This is a genomic window from Limosilactobacillus caecicola (assembly GCF_943192935.1).
Classification (GTDB): Bacteria; Bacillota; Bacilli; order Lactobacillales; family Lactobacillaceae; genus Limosilactobacillus; species Limosilactobacillus caecicola.
Window position 1 is genome coordinate 37,949 of sequence record NZ_CALPCI010000002.1, and the last position, 18,053, is coordinate 56,001.

The 18,053-nt window shown below is 46.1% G+C and carries 19 protein-coding genes; 17 read left to right on the forward strand and 2 right to left on the reverse strand.

Features of this window, described 5'->3' with window-relative positions; genetic code table 11:
* The first annotated feature begins 13 nt into the window (after positions 1 to 13).
* The 11 genes from ftsY to rplS all read left to right on the forward strand — a co-directional run bounded on the left by ftsY (position 14) and on the right by rplS (position 8,622).
* On the forward strand, positions 14 to 1,438 hold the full coding sequence (ftsY, locus tag NFR43_RS02810) for a signal recognition particle-docking protein FtsY (protein ID WP_251546305.1): 1,425 nt from the start codon (positions 14 to 16) through the stop codon (positions 1,436 to 1,438).
* Positions 1,439 to 1,460: 22 nt separating this feature from the next.
* Entirely contained in the window at positions 1,461 to 1,802 is a 342-nt protein-coding gene (locus NFR43_RS02815) for a putative DNA-binding protein (RefSeq protein WP_251546307.1), read from the forward strand.
* A 15-nt stretch (positions 1,803 to 1,817) separates the two neighbouring features.
* Positions 1,818 to 3,263, forward strand: a complete 1,446-nt coding sequence (gene ffh, locus NFR43_RS02820; protein ID WP_251546309.1) for a signal recognition particle protein — start codon at positions 1,818 to 1,820, stop codon at positions 3,261 to 3,263.
* A gap of 279 nt (positions 3,264 to 3,542) precedes the next feature.
* Entirely contained in the window at positions 3,543 to 3,944 is a 402-nt protein-coding gene (locus NFR43_RS02825) for a hypothetical protein (RefSeq protein WP_251546311.1), read from the forward strand.
* 41 nt (positions 3,945 to 3,985) lie between these two features.
* Complete coding sequence (locus tag NFR43_RS02830; protein ID WP_251546313.1) at positions 3,986 to 4,657, forward strand: Cna B-type domain-containing protein; 672 nt, start codon at positions 3,986 to 3,988, stop codon at positions 4,655 to 4,657.
* 169 nt (positions 4,658 to 4,826) lie between these two features.
* Complete coding sequence (gene rpsP, locus NFR43_RS02835; protein ID WP_003683887.1) at positions 4,827 to 5,102, forward strand: 30S ribosomal protein S16; 276 nt, start codon at positions 4,827 to 4,829, stop codon at positions 5,100 to 5,102.
* Between the two features lie 20 nt (positions 5,103 to 5,122).
* Positions 5,123 to 5,383: a KH domain-containing protein gene (locus NFR43_RS02840; protein ID WP_251546315.1), complete on the forward strand. Its 261-nt coding sequence runs from the start codon at positions 5,123 to 5,125 to the stop codon at positions 5,381 to 5,383.
* Positions 5,384 to 5,442: 59 nt separating this feature from the next.
* Positions 5,443 to 5,949, forward strand: a complete 507-nt coding sequence (gene rimM / locus NFR43_RS02845) for a ribosome maturation factor RimM (RefSeq protein ID WP_251546317.1) — start codon at positions 5,443 to 5,445, stop codon at positions 5,947 to 5,949.
* On the forward strand, positions 5,949 to 6,707 hold the full coding sequence (gene trmD, locus NFR43_RS02850) for a tRNA (guanosine(37)-N1)-methyltransferase TrmD (RefSeq protein ID WP_251546319.1): 759 nt from the start codon (positions 5,949 to 5,951) through the stop codon (positions 6,705 to 6,707). Before rimM ends, trmD begins: the two co-directional genes overlap by 1 nt.
* Positions 6,697 to 8,133, forward strand: coding sequence for an APC family permease (locus NFR43_RS02855; protein WP_251546321.1), 1,437 nt, complete (start codon positions 6,697 to 6,699; stop codon positions 8,131 to 8,133). The genes trmD and NFR43_RS02855 overlap by 11 nt, the downstream gene beginning before the upstream one ends.
* 126 nt (positions 8,134 to 8,259) lie before the next feature.
* The gene (gene rplS, locus NFR43_RS02860) at positions 8,260 to 8,622 is read left to right on the forward strand and encodes a 50S ribosomal protein L19 (protein ID WP_251546322.1); all 363 of its coding nucleotides are present in this window, start codon (positions 8,260 to 8,262) and stop codon (positions 8,620 to 8,622) included.
* 149 nt (positions 8,623 to 8,771) lie between these two features.
* Here the strand turns inward: rplS and NFR43_RS02865 are convergent, their stop codons facing one another.
* Complete coding sequence (locus NFR43_RS02865; protein ID WP_251546324.1) at positions 8,772 to 9,347, reverse strand: NAD-dependent epimerase/dehydratase family protein; 576 nt, start codon at positions 9,345 to 9,347, stop codon at positions 8,772 to 8,774.
* A gap of 104 nt (positions 9,348 to 9,451) precedes the next feature.
* On the opposite strand from NFR43_RS02865, the gene NFR43_RS02870 reads away from it, so the two are divergent.
* The 3 genes from NFR43_RS02870 to NFR43_RS02880 all read left to right on the forward strand — a co-directional run bounded on the left by NFR43_RS02870 (position 9,452) and on the right by NFR43_RS02880 (position 12,193).
* The gene (locus NFR43_RS02870) at positions 9,452 to 10,072 is read left to right on the forward strand and encodes a TetR/AcrR family transcriptional regulator (protein ID WP_251546326.1); all 621 of its coding nucleotides are present in this window, start codon (positions 9,452 to 9,454) and stop codon (positions 10,070 to 10,072) included.
* Positions 10,073 to 10,254: 182 nt separating this feature from the next.
* Positions 10,255 to 10,674, forward strand: coding sequence for a YhgE/Pip family protein (locus tag NFR43_RS02875; protein WP_275087103.1), 420 nt, complete (start codon positions 10,255 to 10,257; stop codon positions 10,672 to 10,674).
* A 184-nt stretch (positions 10,675 to 10,858) separates the two neighbouring features.
* Positions 10,859 to 12,193: an FAD-dependent oxidoreductase gene (locus NFR43_RS02880; protein ID WP_251546330.1), complete on the forward strand. Its 1,335-nt coding sequence runs from the start codon at positions 10,859 to 10,861 to the stop codon at positions 12,191 to 12,193.
* Positions 12,194 to 12,252: 59 nt separating this feature from the next.
* Here the strand turns inward: NFR43_RS02880 and NFR43_RS02885 are convergent, their stop codons facing one another.
* A complete protein-coding gene (locus NFR43_RS02885; protein WP_251546332.1) occupies positions 12,253 to 14,916 on the reverse strand; it encodes an HAD-IC family P-type ATPase in 2,664 nt (887 codons plus the stop codon).
* Between the two features lie 257 nt (positions 14,917 to 15,173).
* Between NFR43_RS02885 and pyrR the strand changes: the two genes are divergently transcribed.
* From pyrR to NFR43_RS02900, 3 genes are all read left to right on the forward strand, one after another.
* Entirely contained in the window at positions 15,174 to 15,698 is a 525-nt protein-coding gene (gene pyrR, locus NFR43_RS02890; RefSeq protein WP_251546334.1) for a bifunctional pyr operon transcriptional regulator/uracil phosphoribosyltransferase PyrR, read from the forward strand.
* Positions 15,699 to 15,815: 117 nt separating this feature from the next.
* The gene (locus tag NFR43_RS02895; protein WP_251546336.1) at positions 15,816 to 16,766 is read left to right on the forward strand and encodes an aspartate carbamoyltransferase catalytic subunit; all 951 of its coding nucleotides are present in this window, start codon (positions 15,816 to 15,818) and stop codon (positions 16,764 to 16,766) included.
* Positions 16,766 to 18,052 carry a dihydroorotase gene (locus tag NFR43_RS02900; protein WP_251546338.1) on the forward strand — a complete coding sequence of 429 codons (1,287 nt, stop codon included), beginning with the start codon at positions 16,766 to 16,768 and terminating at the stop codon, positions 18,050 to 18,052. Before NFR43_RS02895 ends, NFR43_RS02900 begins: the two co-directional genes overlap by 1 nt.
* Position 18,053: the final 1 nt, after the last annotated feature.

Genomic DNA, 18,053 nt, shown 5'->3' on the forward strand with positions numbered 1-18,053 from the left:
GAGAGTGTTAACAATGGGATTATTTGATATTTTTAGAAGACGGCATAAAAAGGAACAATCTGTTGAACAACCGTCCACTCAATCAACCACCACTTCGGCAGTGACGTCCGAATCAACTACTGGCTCTTTAAGCGCTAATAGTCTAACTAGTCTCGTAACGTCGACGAGTCAATCAATTTCAGTCAGCGTTTCTGAATCGGTTAGTGAATCAACCTCACTCTCAGTAGCAGAATCAGTTTCTTCTTCCCAAGCGGAAGTATCAGAAACCGAATCAGTTTCTGTGGCCGTGTCTGAATCAGTGACCAATAGTGAGCAGACTGTGGCTTCCTTGGTCGAGCAATCATTGACGCAAGTGGCTGGATCATCACAATCAACGATTAGTTCTGTTGCGTCTCTAACTTCGACCAGCACTAGTGAAGCAGCAAATGAAGGTTCGGCTACTGTTGAAGATACCGTTGCAGAAGGCTCCACGGTTGATGAACAAAATAGTGCGGCCAGTGATGAAGAACGCAAGTACGACAGTGGTTTAGCAAAGTCCCGGCATGGTTTTGGTGCCCGGTTAAATAAATTTCTGGCTAATTTCCGTCATGTTGATGAAGATTTCTTCGACGACTTGGAAGACATGATGATCGAATCCGACGTCGGTTACGATATGGCGATGAAGTTAAGTGATTCTCTACGCGAAGAAGTTAAACTCCAAAACGCTAAATCCAAGCAGGATGTTTCTAACGTTATCATTCAAAAAATGGTTGAGTTATATGACGCAGCCGGTGAAGATGAACAGTCGGGGATTAATTTTGCCAAATCTGGACCGACCGTCATTATGTTTGTTGGGGTCAACGGTGCTGGTAAAACGACCACGATTGGTAAAATGGCGGCGCGGTATAAAAAGCAGGGTAAAAAAGTGTTGCTTGCTGCCGCTGATACTTTTCGGGCCGGTGCGACCGAACAATTAGATGTCTGGGCAAAGCGTGACGGCGTTGATATTGTTACTGGTCCAGAGAACGGTGATCCGGCTGCAGTTGTCTTTGATGGTGTCAAAAAGGCCAAAGATGAGGGATATGATATTCTCTTTGTTGACACAGCCGGACGGTTACAAAACAAAGTTAACTTGATGAATGAATTGGCGAAGATGAAACGAATCTTGACCCGGGAGATTCCTGATGCTCCTCACGAAGTTTTGTTAGTGCTTGATGCCACGACCGGTCAGAATGCTTTAAATCAAGCTAAACTATTCAAAGAGAGCACTGACGTTACCGGGATTGTCCTCACCAAGTTAGACGGGACTGCCCGTGGTGGGATTGTGCTAGCCATCCGCAATGAATTGCACTTGCCAGTTAAATTTGTTGGCTTGGGTGAAAAAGTGGATGATCTACAAGCATTTGACGCTGGTGAATTTGTTTACGGCTTATTTAAGGGTTTGGTGACAACTGACTAAACTGGTTCATTGAGGTGGTAAAGTGGAACTAGAAAAGAACGAACGTATTAACGACCTATTTGAATTTTATGCACCACTACTAACCGAAAAACAATATGAGTATATGCAGCTGTACTATGCCGATGATTTTTCACTCGGTGAAATTGCTGAAGATTTTTCTGTGTCGCGCCAGGCAGTTTATGATAATATTAAACGCACCGAGAAAGCTCTAGAAGGTTATGAGAGGAAATTGCACCTGTATACGGAGTTTACCCATCGTAACCAACAGGCGGACCGCATTCAAAGTTATGTTCGGGAGCATTATCCTGATGACGAAGAATTAAATCACCTGGTGGCTCACCTGGAAAATTTGGAAGAAGAATAAAGAGGAGTTAGGGAAATGGCATTTGAAGGATTAACTGAACGTCTTCAAAAGGCAATGGAAAAGTTGCGACGGAAGCCAAAAGTTACGGACGCTGATTTACGCGAAACAATGCGGGAAATCCGGTTGGCCCTTTTGGAAGCCGACGTTAACTTTGCGGTCGTAAAGGATTTTGTCAAAAAAGTTCGGGAAAAGGCCGCTGGTGCTGAAGTCCTCAAGGGCTTAAACCCGGCACAACAAATTGTTAAAATTGTTAATGATGAATTAACTACATTAATGGGGACCGAAGCGGTTTCGTTAAATAAATCGAACCATATTCCAACAATCATTATGATGGTTGGTCTGCAAGGGGCCGGTAAAACAACGACCGCTGGTAAATTGGCCTACCGTCTCAAAAATGAAAACAATGCCCGGCCGTTGTTCATTGCAGCCGACGTTTATCGGCCAGCCGCTATTACACAGCTGCAACAGGTTGCTGATTCCATTGACGTCCCAGTCTTTGAAAAGGGCACCGATGTGGACCCGGTTGAGATCGTTCGTGAAGGGCTTGCCCAGGCCAAGGAAAGCCACAACGATTACGTGATTATTGATACGGCTGGTCGTTTACAAATTGATGAACAATTAATGGGCGAACTGGTTAACATTAAAGAGTTAGCCCAGCCGGACGAAATTCTTTTGGTTGTCGATGCCATGACCGGGCAAAATGCCGTGGCCACGGCGCAAGGATTTGATGATCAACTTGACGTCACCGGGGTCGTCCTGACTAAGTTAGATGGGGATACCCGTGGTGGGGCCGCCATGTCAATCCGGGCAGTCACTGGCAAGCCAATCAAGTTTGTTGGTGAAGGGGAAAAGATGGAAAACCTGGATGTTTTCCACCCTGACCGGATGGCTTCACGGATCTTGGGTATGGGGGATATGATGACCCTGATCGAAAAGGCCCAAAAGAATTTTGACGAAGAACAGGCCCAAGAAACGATGGAAAAGATGCGGGCTAATGAATTCGACTACAATGATTTCTTGGCCCAATTAGACCAAATTAGTAATATGGGTCCCCTTGAAAATATCCTGAAAATGATGCCGGGAATGGCAAATAATCCGGCGTTGAAAAACCTCAATATTGATCCGAAACAGTTTACCCACATCAAGGCAATTATCCAGTCAATGACTCCAGCCGAGCGGGATAATCCAGATTTGATGAACCCAAGTCGGCGGCGGCGGTTAGCTGCCGGGGCCGGACGACCAATTGTGGAAGTCAACCGGATGATTAAACAGTTCGGACAAATGCGGAAGATGATGAAACAGGTCACGAATGGGAATTTTTCTGGCATGCAAAACATGATGGGTGGTCAAATGCCCGGTGGTAAGATGGGGCAGATGGCAATGAATCGGATGGCTAGGAAGATGAAAAAGGACAAGCAAAAGCGTCTGAAGAAGCTCCGCAAATTAAGAAAAAAGCGATAGTTAATCAATTGAGATTAATGAAATATTATTTCATAATCTGGATTTAATCACTTTTTTTATGGAAATTTTGTAATAATTCTCATTATTTTATCAGATAAAATGAAATTATAACTATAAAAAATTAATAGTTAACATGAAAGCCTTAAAAAGGATCTATCTACACATAAATATACTGATCATCTCATAAAATGATTTTTGCTTTCGGCTGGACATTAAGCCAAAATTAAAATGATTTTGGTGTCTGCTTAAAGCAATCATCTCACGGGAGGGGATGAAAGTATGTTAAAAAGATTGAGAACCTATAGTGTGATCAGTCTGTTTGCTGTAGTGGTGACCATGGTAGTGGCCTTAATGGTTGCTAAACCAGTAATGGCCAGTGAAACTTCAACTACTGATTCAACAGAAACGGCGGTTACGACTTCGACTCCCACTAGTCAATCCACGGGTGATGATTCTCAGGTTGCCAGTGATACGTCAGCGAGTGACCAAAGCACTGCAACGACCACCAGTGAGCAAAATTCAACTGACTTCACTACTACTGAAACTAGCACAGGTCAGCAATTGAATCCCACGAGTGACCAGCTGCAGGTGACGGTCACAGATTTGAATGGCAATAATATTGATGGCCAATCAGTGAGTCAATACACGAACATTAAAATCAATTTTCATTATGACTTTTAACGGGCCCCGGCGGTAGTGGTCAGGCCAAAACATTCACAGTTGTGATCACCAAAACCGATCCGGAAGGCAATAAGCTTTCTGGAGCGACGTTTGAACTCGTCAACGCGGCCGGTGAACCAGTGGGTGAGCCACAAACGACTGGAGCGGATGGCACGGTGACCTTTACTGGATTGCTGTACGGTACGTACCCGTTGAAGGAAACTGCGGCACCGGCTGGTTATACCACGGCAGCTGATCAAACAGTTGAGGTTAAGCCTAGTCAAACAAACCAATCGATTGCGGTTACAGTGACAGATTCCAAGGAACAACCAGCCACCACGTCGGCGACTGTTTCAAAGGTCTGGGACGACAATGATAACCAAGATGGCCTCCGTCCAAACTCGATCGCGGTTAACTTATTGGCTGACGGTCAAGTTATTAAGACGATGACCTTAGATGCGGCCAACGATTGGGCGGCCTCATTTGATGATTTGCCAGTTTACAGTGATCATGGTCACAAGATTTCCTACACCGTTAGTGAAGTCAACGTTCCGGAAGGTTACACGAGTGCGGTAGTGAATAATGGCAACGGTTTTGTGATTACCAATACGACACCACCAACGACTACGTATTTTCAAAAATTGCCACAAACTGGTAATGACCGGAATGCCCTAGTTGTCCTTGGGTTGATGATGATGCTTTCCCTTGGACTGATCGTGGTTAAATTTAACTAATTATGAGGTACCGATAGCTGGTGTTCACTGGCGATCGGTACTTTTGTTTTGTTCATCTGGAGCCGCTGAAAAATTAATTAAGCCTGTCAAGAAAAAATACTTTACAATCATCGGGAAAGTTGGTATATTATTATCTGTTAGAAAAATTATGCCGAGGGAGGTGTCATTAATGTCTGTAAAGATTCGTTTAAAGCGTATGGGTTCAAAGAAGCGTCCATTCTACCGAATCGTTGTTGCTGATTCACGTTCACCACGTGATGGTCGTTTCATCACTAGTCTTGGTACTTACAACCCCCTTACCACTCCAAAGCAAGTTAAGTTTGATGAAGACGCTGTGATGGAATGGTTACAAAAGGGTGCACAACCTTCTGATACTGTTCGTAACATGCTTCAAAAAGCTGGTGTTATGAAGAAGTACCACGAAGCTAAGTACGCTAAGAAGTAGTGGTTTTGAGGTCATGATGTATGCTAAGCGTTGATTTTCCTAAATTGATTCAAGCATTAGTTCAGCCATTGGTTAAAGAGCCCAGTGCCGTGACCGTGACTGAGCGTGATACGAATCGTTATCATGAATATGTTTTAGATGTTGCTCCACAGGATGTGGGACGGGTGATTGGCCGGCAAGGTCACGTTGCTAGTGCTTTACGTTCAGTTGTTGAAGGAGCACGGAATAAACGAATCAATGCCAAGAAAATTCGGTTAGTCATTAATGATCACCGCCATTAATTAAGCAAGGGCTGGGAACAAACTCCCAGCCCTTTTTGTTAGTTCAAAGGAGTAATCAAATGAATTATTATCACGTTGGACGAATTGTTAATACTCATGGCATTCGTGGCGAGGTCCGGGTCGTTCCAATTACTGACTTCATTGATGAACGCTTTCAACCGGGTGCTGAATTAGTCATTGAAAAGAAGGGTGAACGTTTACCGGTTACGGTGGCCAGTGCCCGCCCTCATAAGGGGATGATGTTGGTTAAATTCGTGGGCATGGATAATATTAACGATGTTGAAAAATTCCGTGACTGTCTCCTTTCGGTGGCTGAGGACCAACAGGAAGACCTTGCCGAAGGGGAATATTACTATCGGCAAATCATCGGTCTCAAGGTTGTGACTACCGATGGTCGTGAACTGGGTGAGATTAAAGAAATTATGTCACCGGGTGCTAACGATGTGTGGGTAGTGGACCGCCCTGGAAAGCAGGATCTGTTATTACCAGTCATCAAGGACGTGATCAAGAAGGTCGATCTTGATCAACAAATGGTGACGGTTGAATTACTGGAGGGCCTTGAATAATGCGAATTGATATCTTAAGCCTGTTTTCAGATATGTTTCAAGCCACATTAGGGGAGTCGATTATTGGGCGTGCTCAGGATAATGGCTTCCTAGACATTCACGTCACCGATTTTCGCCAATACACAACCGACAAACACAACCATGTGGACGATGCGCCATTTGGTGGGGGCGCAGGAATGCTCCTGCAGGCCCAGCCAATTTATGACGCGATGGCGGCAATTGACCAAGAGGTGGCAGGCCAATACCCAAAGGGACGGGTGATTTTAATGGATCCGGCTGGCCGCCGTTTTGATCAAAAGTACGCTCAGGAATTGTCGCAAGAAGAGCACCTGACCTTCATTTGCGGCCATTACGAGGGCTATGACGAACGGATCCGGAATTTAGTCACTGACGAAGCTTCCCTGGGCGATTATGTGCTTACCGGTGGTGAACTGGCGGCCATGGTGATGATTGATGCCACCGTCCGTTTTGTGCCAGGGGTGTTGGGCAACCAAGCCTCACCAATGGGTGATTCCTTTTCAAATGGCCTTTTAGAATACCCTCAATATACTCGGCCAGCTGATTTTCGCGGAATGAAGGTTCCAGAAGTCTTGACGAGTGGTAACCACCAAAAAATTCGTGAATGGCGAATGCGTGAATCGCTGCGCCGGACTCTTGAACGGCGGCCAGACCTTCTGGAGACTGCCGACCTGACCCGGGAACAACAGATTATGCTGCAAGATTTAAAGTTGGATCAGGAGAGTGACGATGACGAGTAAATTGATTCACCGCCTCTTACAAAAGGAGGATCCGGCAGTTTACCAATTAAAGGATGGTAATTTGGACCCGATTTTGACGACCCTTGATTTAATTGGATTGGGTACGGGGATGGTTGTCGGCACGGCAATTTTTACTCTCCCGGGCATCGTGGCTGCTGATCATACTGGACCAGCAGTACCCTTAGCGTTTATTGTCGCAGCCATTGGGGCTGGATTGTCAGCACTGGCATATGCGGAAACGGCGTCGGTCTTGCCATTCGCGGGCTCAGCCTTTTCATGGATGAACGTGCTCTTCGGCGAATTTTTGGGGTGGATTGCTGGCTGGGCGTTACTTGCTGAGTATTTTATTTCGGTTGCCTTTGTGGCTTCGGGGTGGTCCGCCTATATGCAAGGCTTTTTAGCTAGTTTCGGTCTCCAATTGCCCAAAGCGTTGACGGGCGGCTTTAATCCGGGGCAGGGTTCATACATTGATCTGTTGGCGGCAGTCGCGATCCTTCTAGTGGGGATTCTATTGTCACATGGGGTCCATCAGGTAAGCCGAATTGAGAACACGATCGTGGCAATTAAACTAATCGTCATTGTGATGTTCATCGTTGTTGGTGCGACTGCTCTGCACCCGCAAAATTATTTCCCATTTATTCCTGCTCATCGACCGGGGACGTCCTTCGGCGGATGGACCGGTATTATGGCTGGCGCATCGCAAATTTTCATTGCTTATGTCGGCTTTGATGCGATTGCCGCGAATACGGCGGAAACTAAGGATCCACAAAAAACGATGCCACGGGGGTTGATTGGGACGTTAGTACTGGGAACAGTATTTTTTATCGCCGTCTCCCTCGTTCTTGTCGGCATGTTTAGATATACGAACTACAAGGGCAATGCTGAGCCCGCTGCTTGGGCGCTCCGCCATGCAGGTCACTACATTACTGCTAATTTATTATCTATCGTTGCCATTATTGGGATCTTTTCCGCTCTGATTGCCATCTTACTAGCGTCATCACGGCTGATCTATGCTTTTGGACGTGATGGTTTACTACCGAAGACGCTGGGCCAGGTGAACGATAAAAAAGTTCCTCATCATGCATTATGGACCATTACTGTTTTGGCGATGATTCTCGGTTCCGTTTTTCCGTTTACCTTTTTAGCAACATTAGTGTCAGCTGGGACGTTGGTAGCATTTATTTTCGTTTCGCTCGGCATTTATACGCTTCGCAAACGGGAAGGTCATGACTTACCAGATGCGTCGTTTAAAATGCCGGGGTACCCATACCTGCCCGCTATTTCTGCCATTTTTTCAGCAGTAATTTTCTGGAACCTCAATGTCGATGCCAAACTATTGATGGTGGGCTGGTTCGCCATTGGATTGGTGGTTTACTTTACCTATGGCATTCGCCATTCGGTTTTAAATTCACGCCAACATCCATAAATTTCAAATTATGGTTGAGCGTGACAGGTAATTATGTTATATTTATTTATGGCTGTTTAGCCAGATAAACGGTATTCCGCTGTTCCCAAGGGAAAGAATGAATTCCGGCGAAAGGAAAGAATAGATATGCGTCAAAATCAATTGATTGAAAAGATCACCGCTAGTCAACTTCGGGATGACATTCCTGATTTCCGTGCCGGTGATACGGTTCGTGTTCACGCCCTCATTGTTGAAGGTTCCCGTGAACGTGTTCAAATTTTTGAAGGTGTTGTTATCAAGCGCCATGGTTCAGGTATTTCAGCTACCTACACTGTTCGGAAGATCAGTAACGGTGTTGGTGTGGAACGGACTTTCCCAGTTCACACTCCACGGGTTGAAAAGATTGAAGTTATCCGCCATGGTCGGGTACGTCGTGCTAAGTTGTACTACTTACGCGAACGTACTGGTAAAGCTACGCGGATTGCTGAAAAGCGCCGTGACGTTAAGTAGTCACAAAGGCTGCTATATCAACGTTTGTAGCAAATCAAAAAGAGCTTACTCAGAAATGAGTAGGCTCTTTTTTAGTTAAAAACCAGCTAGGTCCACAAAAGGTCCACAAATCCTGGCATTACTTGGCGCTTTGTAAGAGGTGAATATGTTTAATATTGTAATAAATTCGTTCGTAAGTTGTTTACGACGTCTTCAACACGGACTGGCTTGAGACGTTTCGAAAATAGTCCCAAAATCTTTAACATTGGTACATTTCTTGTCATCGCATCTTGGCGACCAGCACCATACACTAAGGTTGGTTCAACATAAGCCAGGGGAATAAAACTCGTTTTCAAATCATCGATAATCTGCTTTTTAGATTTCGTAAACCTCTTAGGCCCCAGAACGCCACCGATAAAGCCCATTGCACGGACATTTTTTTGTTCTGCAATCTTTTTCATGACGGATGCGGGTTCATAGTTTAATTTGGCAAAAGATTGGGGGGCCTTGCTAGGTGCACCGACAAAATCGATGATGTAATCTATTTGTTCTGGAAGGACCGCTAATACCGCTTGCTCATTGGTGACATCCACTTGAATATTCGTCTGGTGCGTACTGATTTTTTTGCTTTGTAATGAGCGACCCAAAACAAAAAAATGGACATCCGCCGGGCCGTGCGCTAGCCACTCTTTAACAAAGTTTGTTCCTAGGTAACCATTACCTCCAAATAAGATCACGCTTTTCATTCTCTTTCTCCTTTTTAATTTTGTGTTGATTTTATAAGTTACTCATCAGTTTTTCAATTTATAATTAGGGATAAAATGTGTATTAAAATGAAAGGGAGCTAATCATGGCAACCAATAAAAATGATTTACGTTGGCGACGAACTAGCGAACAATTGAAGCGGTCCTTTATCAAAGAATTAAGCCAGCAGTCTTTTAATCAATTGACGATCAGCCAACTGATTAAAACTGCGGGCATCAGTCGGCGGGCCTTTTACCTGCACTATCAAGACAAATATGACTTGCTGCATCAGCTTGAGACTAAGGTGATAGCTGATCTCCAAAGGGCTTTTCAGGAAGATCATCGGTCTTTTGTGCAAACGTTAGACGACAAGCAGGAATTGTGGAAACAAAATTACCTGCTTTTAAATCATGTTTTACAACTCATTCATCGTGAGCGCAGCCTCTTTCGCGTCCTCCTATCTGCCAATGGGGATCCTAACTTTCGTCAAAGCCTTTGGCAACTGACCGCAAACGAAATTGATACTCGAGTAGCCTTATACCATGCTGAATTTAATGACCGGATCCCGGTTCAGTATGCCAAGGTTCTAATTGTAGATGGGTTGATTGGCTTAATCCTAGCATGGATTAATAACCCCCACCCAGAAAGCGTTGAAAATTTCTCCAAAATCGTCACTAATAGTCAATTAATTGCCCCCTTAGATTTGCTTACTCCACTTAAAGGGTAATTACTTCAGGAGTTACTAATGGATCATGATTCGCCAAAGTAGCGATATTGTTACTTTCAACCCGTTTTTTGATTATCCATTCTAATGAGCGGGCTGCTTCCTGAGCATTAATGACAACACTTGGCCGAAGGTTCTCATCAAAAGATGGTTGACCATAACCAGCATCCGCCGCTAGTAATACTATCGCATACAGCGCAATGGTTGGTTTCCTGGGCTTGAATCCTGTTCATCCTTGGGCTAGTTTGCTAATGGTGATTTGCATTTCGGTTGCCTTCTCAAATCTAGTCACTTTCTTGAGCGTCGCAGCTGGTAAAGTCGGTAACTTTATTGCTCTATTACTATTAATTTTCCAATTAGGTGGTTCTGCTGGTACTTACCCAATTGAACTTTCTAACGGTTTTTTTATGGCAATTCATTCGTGGCTACCAGCGTCATATGCTGTCCATGGCTTGCGAGAAACATTGATGATTGGTCAATCTTCGGTGACAGACATTTGGGTATTACTAGTGATTGCAGTTGTTTCAGCACTCCTGATGATTATTGCTTACCGCATCCGTTTATCTAAATTACCAAAGATAGATTATGAAAAGTTAGCCCAATAATATATTCAACAAATTCAAAAGAGCTTACTCAGAAATGAGTAGGCTCTTTTTTAGTTTAGGGGGACTCTAGGGGGATTTTAAAATTCTTAGCAAGTTCAGTTGCCTTTCGTAATCTGCTTGGGTATACTATAGAAAATCATTACTTACGTTTAGTAAGCCAATTGTAACTATGGAGGGTAGACTCATGACAAAACACTATTCAAATATTGTTGTCGGTTTTGGCAAGGGAGGCAAAACCTTGGCCAAATTTTTAGCGAGCCAGCATGAAGAGGTGCTGGTAATTGAGCAATCTAACCAAATGTACGGGGGAACTTGCATTAACGTTGGTTGCTTGCCATCCAAAAATTTGATTTTGAATGGTCAAAAGGGCCTGCCATTTACGGAGGCGACTGAACGACGCGCAGAAATGACGGCCCAACTCCGGAATAAAAATTACCACATGCTTGCTGATGAACCGACTGTCACGGTGCTGGATGGTCAAGCAGCCTTTACTGGTGACCATACTCTCCAAGTGGCGTTAACGACTGGGGGGAGTGAAGAAGTTACTGGTGAGCGAATTTTTATTAATACTGGAGCGACGCCAATTCTGCCAACCATTCCAGGGCTCAAACTCGGTAAGCGGGTGGTCACGTCAACGGAAGCCATGAGTCAACCTGACCGGCCACAGCGGCTCGCGATTCTCGGTGGTGGTCACATTGGGTTAGAGTTTGCCGAAATGTTTAATAGTTACGGTAGCGAAGTGACGGTGTTTGATCATCATGACCAACTTTTAGGGCGGACGGAACCAGAAGTGGCAAAATTGGTGGCCCAGGACCTCGCTGATGATGGCATTCATGTTGCATTGAATAGTGAATTGGTGAAGGTCGCAGAAAGTGCTGACCAGGTCCACATTACCTACCGACAAAAAGGCAATGAACGCGTGGCTGATTTTGACTTACTCTTGGTTGCTACGGGTCGGCAGCCGAATACTGCTTCCCTGGGCCTCGAAAATACTGGAATCAAATTGACGTCTCGGGGCGCCGTTCAGGTGGACGACCATTTGCGGACAACCGTTCCTAACGTGTGGGCATTAGGAGACGTCAATGGTGGGCCTCAATTTACTTACATCTCCTTGGATGACTTCCGGATCGTGAAGGACCAGCTATTTGGTGATGGTAAACGAAGCACGAGTGATCGCCTAGTTGTTCCTCATAGCACCTTTTTAACGCCACCATTAGCCAGTGTCGGCTTCACTGAACAGGAAGCCCAGGAGCAGGGTAAAGAGCCGTTAGTCTTTAAATTAATGGCACAGGCAATCCCTAAGGCACGGGTCATGGAAGACCAACGTGGGATGTTCAAGGCCATTGTCGACCCACAAAACCATGAAATCTTGGGTGCGACAATTTACGCTGACGAAGCTCATGAGTTAATTAACCTGTTCGCGTTGGCAATGAAGGGCCACTTAAAATACGAACTGTTGCGTGACATGATTTACACCCACCCAACGATGGCAGAAGCACTGAATGATCTCTTTAAATAAGAACTGAAAAAGCATGTGGAACACAGCGGTTCCACATGCTTTTTATATTCTATTGAACTTTACTTTTGGCGAATGGCCACAATAAGTTTGTCAAATTCTGCTAGCACGAAGATCAAAGCAGAGAAGATGATGACGGCCACCCATTCCACAATGCTTAATCCCTCAACTTGGAAGACATTTTGCATGAATGGTACATAGGTCAGAATCAGTTGGAAGGCTACCATCAAGACAATGACGCCCCATGCACGCCCGGTAATGCTACCAAGTTTCTTCGCTCCAAAGTCATCACTACGGATACTAAAGAAGTAGAAAATCTTGCTGAAGACGATCGTGTTTACCATCATGGTCGTGGCATTGATTTTGTCTGCACCACCACGGATGAACCAGTCATAGCCAATGAGGGCAAAAATCGCCATTAACGCGGCGACCCACCCCATTTGAAGGAGGTCATGGCGGCTCATCATCCGCTGGTGAACTGGTCGTGGTTCACGTTGCATAATGCCTTCTGCCGCCGGTTCGAAGACGAAGGCAAACTGAATCGTGATGGCAGAGATCAAGTTAATCCAGAGCAACTGAGCGGGCTGTAGTGGCACCTGCTGGCCGGTTAGGATGGAGAAGGCTACAACGAGTCCTTCGGCAAAGGAGGTTGGTAAGAGGAAGAGAATACTGCGCTTGATATTGTCGTAAATACGGCGCCCTTCCTTGATGACTGCTGCCATGGTTGCAAAGTTATCGTCACCCAGGATCATGTCAGCGGAATCTTTAGCAACGTCGGTTCCCTTCATTCCCATTGCGACACCAATGTCGGCTTTTTTCAGGGCTGGAGCATCGTTGACTCCATCACCAACCATTGCAGTGGCCTTCTGTTTGCTCTGCAAGGCTTCGATGATTTCCAGCTTGTTTTGCGGTGTCGTGCGGGCGAACACCTGGGTATTGTCAGCGACGTCCGGGCGTTGGTCGGGACTGAGTTGGTCCCATTGGGCACCCGTAATTGCATGAATTTCACCAGGTGCCAAGCCCAATTCACGGCCAATTGCGCTGGCCGTCTTTGGATCATCACCGGTAATCATTTTCACAGCTACGCCAGCAGTATTCATGGTCTTAAGGGCCGCAATCACTTCTTCACGTGGGGCATCGCGGAGAGCTGCCAGACCCAGGAAGGTAATTCCGGCATACAGGTGTTCATGTTCGACATCTGTTAACGTTTCGTTGGCTGGTACCTCGCGGTAGCCGACCGCAATGACTCGTTTACCGTCTTCGGACCATTGATCGACCCGGCTGACCCATTTAGCGAGATCAAAACTATGATCCGCTTTGACTGCCATTTCGAAGAGTTTATCTGGTGAACCCTTGACGAAGATGTACTGTTTACCATCAGTTTGGTTTTTCGTTAACTTGGCGATGTAGCGATAGTCGGAGTCAAACGGTAACAGGTCTTCGGGAGCAAATGGTGACTGATAATCAACACCAAATGCTTTGCGATAAAGGGTGAGGAATGCACCATCAGTTGGTTCACCATTAATTTGCCACTTGCCATCAACTTCCGTCAGGCTCGTGTCGTTGGCTTGGAAACCAGCTTCTAAGAAGAGTTTTAACTCGTTCGTTAATGGTGCCGGCTGACCATTGAGGGTGATTTCACCAGTCGGGGCGTAGCCATTACCACTGACTTGGTAATGATCATCGCCAACCCAAAGTTCGGTGGCACTCATTTCGTTTTTGGTTAGTGTCCCAGTTTTATCAGTGGCAATGACATCCACGGAACCGAGGGTTTCTACCGCGGGCATTGACTTGATAATCGTGTTGTAGAGCTTGGCCATTTTACTAATCCCAAAAGCCAGAATCACGGAGGTAATGGCTGGTAAACCTTCGGGAATGGCCCCCACGAGCATTGCGACAACGGCGAGGGCAAGTGCAGGTAGAGAGTAAATCTTTAAAAAGAACCCGACAATGAAGACGATCACGGAGGCGATAATGGTAATGTATGAAACGACTTTACCGACTTGATCGATTTCCTTCGTCAATGGTGTCTTCTTGGGCTTGATATGAGCCACTTCTTGGGAAATTTTACCGATTTCAGTTTGCTCGGCGGTTGCGACCACGAGGCCCAATCCACTACCACTAGTTACCGACGTGGATGCAAAGGCCATATTGACACGGTCCGCGAGGGGGACGTCTTTGTCTTGGATCGCTTCAGCAGTTTTAATGACCGAATTAGTTTCACCCGTCAGGGCCGATTCTTCGATCCGTAAGTTATCTGCCGAAATAATTCGTAAGTCGGCAGGCACGTTGTCACCAGCTTCGAGAAAGACCACGTCACCCACGACGAGGTCTGCCGCGTCAACATCTTGCCGTTCACCATTGCGGTACACCGTTGCATGTTGGGCCATCATCTCTTTAATTTTGGCGAGGGCGTTGGCTGCACTGGTTTCTTGGAAATAACCAATTAGCGAGTTTAAAACCACGACGGCAGCAATCACAATCGCGTCAGTGTAGTGACCAATCAGGATGGTCAACAAGGTGGCGGCTAACAAAATGTAGATGACAATGTTGTTGTATTGCCGTAAAAAAATCTTCCACTTTGGCGTTGGCTTGACCTCGATGGCGTTGGGACCATCTACTTGGAGCCGTTTGGCTGCCTCTTGATTAGTCAGGCCAGTCGTCCACTCTTGAAAACCAGATTGTTGCTTGAGTTCAGCTAAAGTTAATTGATAATTTTCCTTCAATGTAGTCTCCTTCTTACTTTTTTACTATGAATTAAATTTTACCATAAATTCTCTGCAAAAAGATCGTTGACAAGTTTAAGATTTCCTAGTATTCTTCTATGTAATCAAAGTCCTTTAAGTTAGTCCCGTGAGGCTAGTAAGGAGCGGTGAAAATATCTGCCTGGATCATTCTAGGCTTCCATTCGCAACCCCTAGACTACACGGCACAGTGTAGCTAGGGGTTTTCTTATTGGGCTGCGATTAGAAAGGTGGTTCAAATGACGAAAACAATTGCGGATAAGCTAACCATTCAACGGTCTTTAACGCGGTTAACTTACGAAATCATTGAAAAAAACAAGGGTGTGAACGATCTTGTCTTGGTGGGGATCAAAACGCGTGGTGAATATTTAGCCAAACGCATGGCGGACCAAATCCAGAAGTTGGAAAATGCCACGGTCCCAGTTGTTGCAGTTGATATTTCTGCCTATCGGGATGACCGGAGCGCTGCAACTAGCAATGATGATTTATCACAACAACTCATTACGAACATTGATGACCAGCATATCGTATTGGTTGACGACGTTTTTTACACCGGTCGGACGATGCGAGCAGCCATGGATGCCTTGATGGATCTGGGACGTCCCAAACGAATCAGCATTGCCGTGCTCGTTGACCGTGGCCACCGGGAAATGCCAATTCGCCCAGATTTTGTGGGGAAAAACATCCCCACTGCCAATGATGAAAAGGTCCAGGTCAACCTCGCAGAAGTTGATGCTGACGACCGAATTGATTTAGTGAAATAAGGAGCCATTAACGCTACTCCAGAGAGGGTAGGATGGTTACCACGACAGGAAAAGTGGACCATCTTACCCGGAGCAAGAGACTTGCGACCGGGTTTTTATTATTTAAGGAGAAAAAAGATGGATAATTTTGTAGCCAAATCACATTTTGTCAGTGTTGAGAACTTATCAGTTGCCGAGATTAATGCGCTGATTCAACGCGCCGAATTTTTTAAGCAGGGTGGTCAAGTACCAACATTAACGAAACCGGTGTATGTAACCAACATGTTTTTTGAAAATTCGACACGGACCCATACCAGTTTTGCGATGGCCGAAAAAAAGTTGGGTTTGACGGAAATTCCGTTTGATGCCGCCCACAGTTCGCGGAGCAAGGGCGAAACGATGTATGACACTTGCCTCGTCATGAACGCACTCGGGGTTGATTTGACCGTGATTCGTGATTCACAAAATGAGTACTATGAACCATTGATTCACCCAACGGCGGGACATCACTTATCAATTGGAGTCGTCAACGCTGGGGATGGGAGTGGACAACATCCGTCCCAAAGCCTTTTGGACATGATGACGATTCACGAACACTTCGGCACTTTTGCTGGTTTGAAAGTCGCGATTGTTGGTGACATTACCAACTCGCGGGTGGCCCGCAGTAATATGGAAATTTTGACCCGCCTCGGGGCAGAAGTCTATTTCTCGGGTCCTGAATACTGGTATGATCATTCATTTGATCGGTATGGAAAGTACTTGCCCCTGGACGAATTAGTTGACCAGGTGGATGTGATGATGCTTCTGCGGGTTCAGCATGAACGGCATGCTGGTGACGCTAACGAAGCTAGTTTTGATGAAGCCAGTTACCATGCACAATATGGCATTAATCATGACCGCTATGAACGGTTGAACCCAGAATGCCTGATTATGCATCCCGGGCCAATTAATCACGGGGTGGAATTAGCTGGTGATTTGGTGGAAGCACCAAAGTCAGCGTTCTTCAGACAAATGCAAAATGGGGTCTTTATGCGGATGGCGATGTTAGAAGCCGTCTTGCGAGGTCGTCACATAGGAGGGTTGCAATAATGACAACGTTAATTCAGAACGGACAGGTTTATACCAACGGCCAGTTGATTGTGGCTGACGTTGTAATTGACAACGACCGGATTACTGCCATCGGGGAACCCGGTTTTTGGCAAGGCTCCATCGATCAACGGATTGATGCCACCAACAAGTTAGTGAGTCCCGGGCTGGTCGATGTTCACGTCCACTACCGGGATCCTGGTGAAACCCAGAAGGAAACGATACATACGGGTTCGTTAGCAGCTGCTCATGGTGGTTTTACAACGGTTGGCGCGATGCCCAACTTGGATCCTGCTCCTGATACGCCAGCGCGGGTTGCTGAAATGGTCAGGCGCAATCAACAAGAGGGGGTTGTGCACATTGCACAATTTGCGACGATCACTACTGGACGGCAGGGTGACCAGTTGGTGGACTTTGCTGGTGTGAAGAAGGCCGGCGCTTTTGCCGTCAGCAATGATGGCTCGGGAGTCCAAACGGCCGGGACGATGTATCAAGCAATGAAGGGAGCCGCCGCAGCCGGATTGCCGTTAGCTGCCCACGTTGAAGATAACTCGCTCCTCTTTGGTGGGGTCATGACGGCGAGTGACCGTTCACGACAACTCGGCCTGCCGGGAGCGCCGAGTGTTTCGGAATCTGCCCAGGTAGCTCGTGACCTGGTGCTGGCCAAGACAACGGGAGTTCATTATCACATTTGCCACGTTTCCACAAAAGAAAGTATTGCAATGGTCCGCTTTGCCAAGCAGCAAGGGGTGAATGTTACTTGTGAAGTAACACCCCACCACCTACTGTTGACGGTCGATGATATCGACGGCCACGATACCAATTACAAGATGAATCCGCCACTGCGGACTAAGGCCGACCAACAGGCACTAATTGCGGGTTTGCAAGATGGGACGATTGACATGATCGCCACCGACCATGCTCCGCATACAGTTGCAGATAAGCCTGCTGATTTTACTCAAGCAGCAAACGGCATCACGGGGAGCGAAACGGCCTTTGCTGAACTATACACGAACTTGGTCAAACCTGGCACGATCTCGTTAACCAAGTTATTGGATCTCATGTCAGCAAAACCCGCCGACCTCTTTAATTTAAACCAAGCGGGGCATTTAGAACCGGGACGACCGGCAGATCTTGCCATCTTTGATTTGCAACAGTCGACAAGGATTCAAGCGGCTGATTACCAATCAAAAGGGATCAACACGCCATTTACTGGTGATCAAGTCTATGGTGACACTGTGCTGACCATGGTCGATGGGCACGTCGTTTACCAACGAAAGGAAGGTTAGG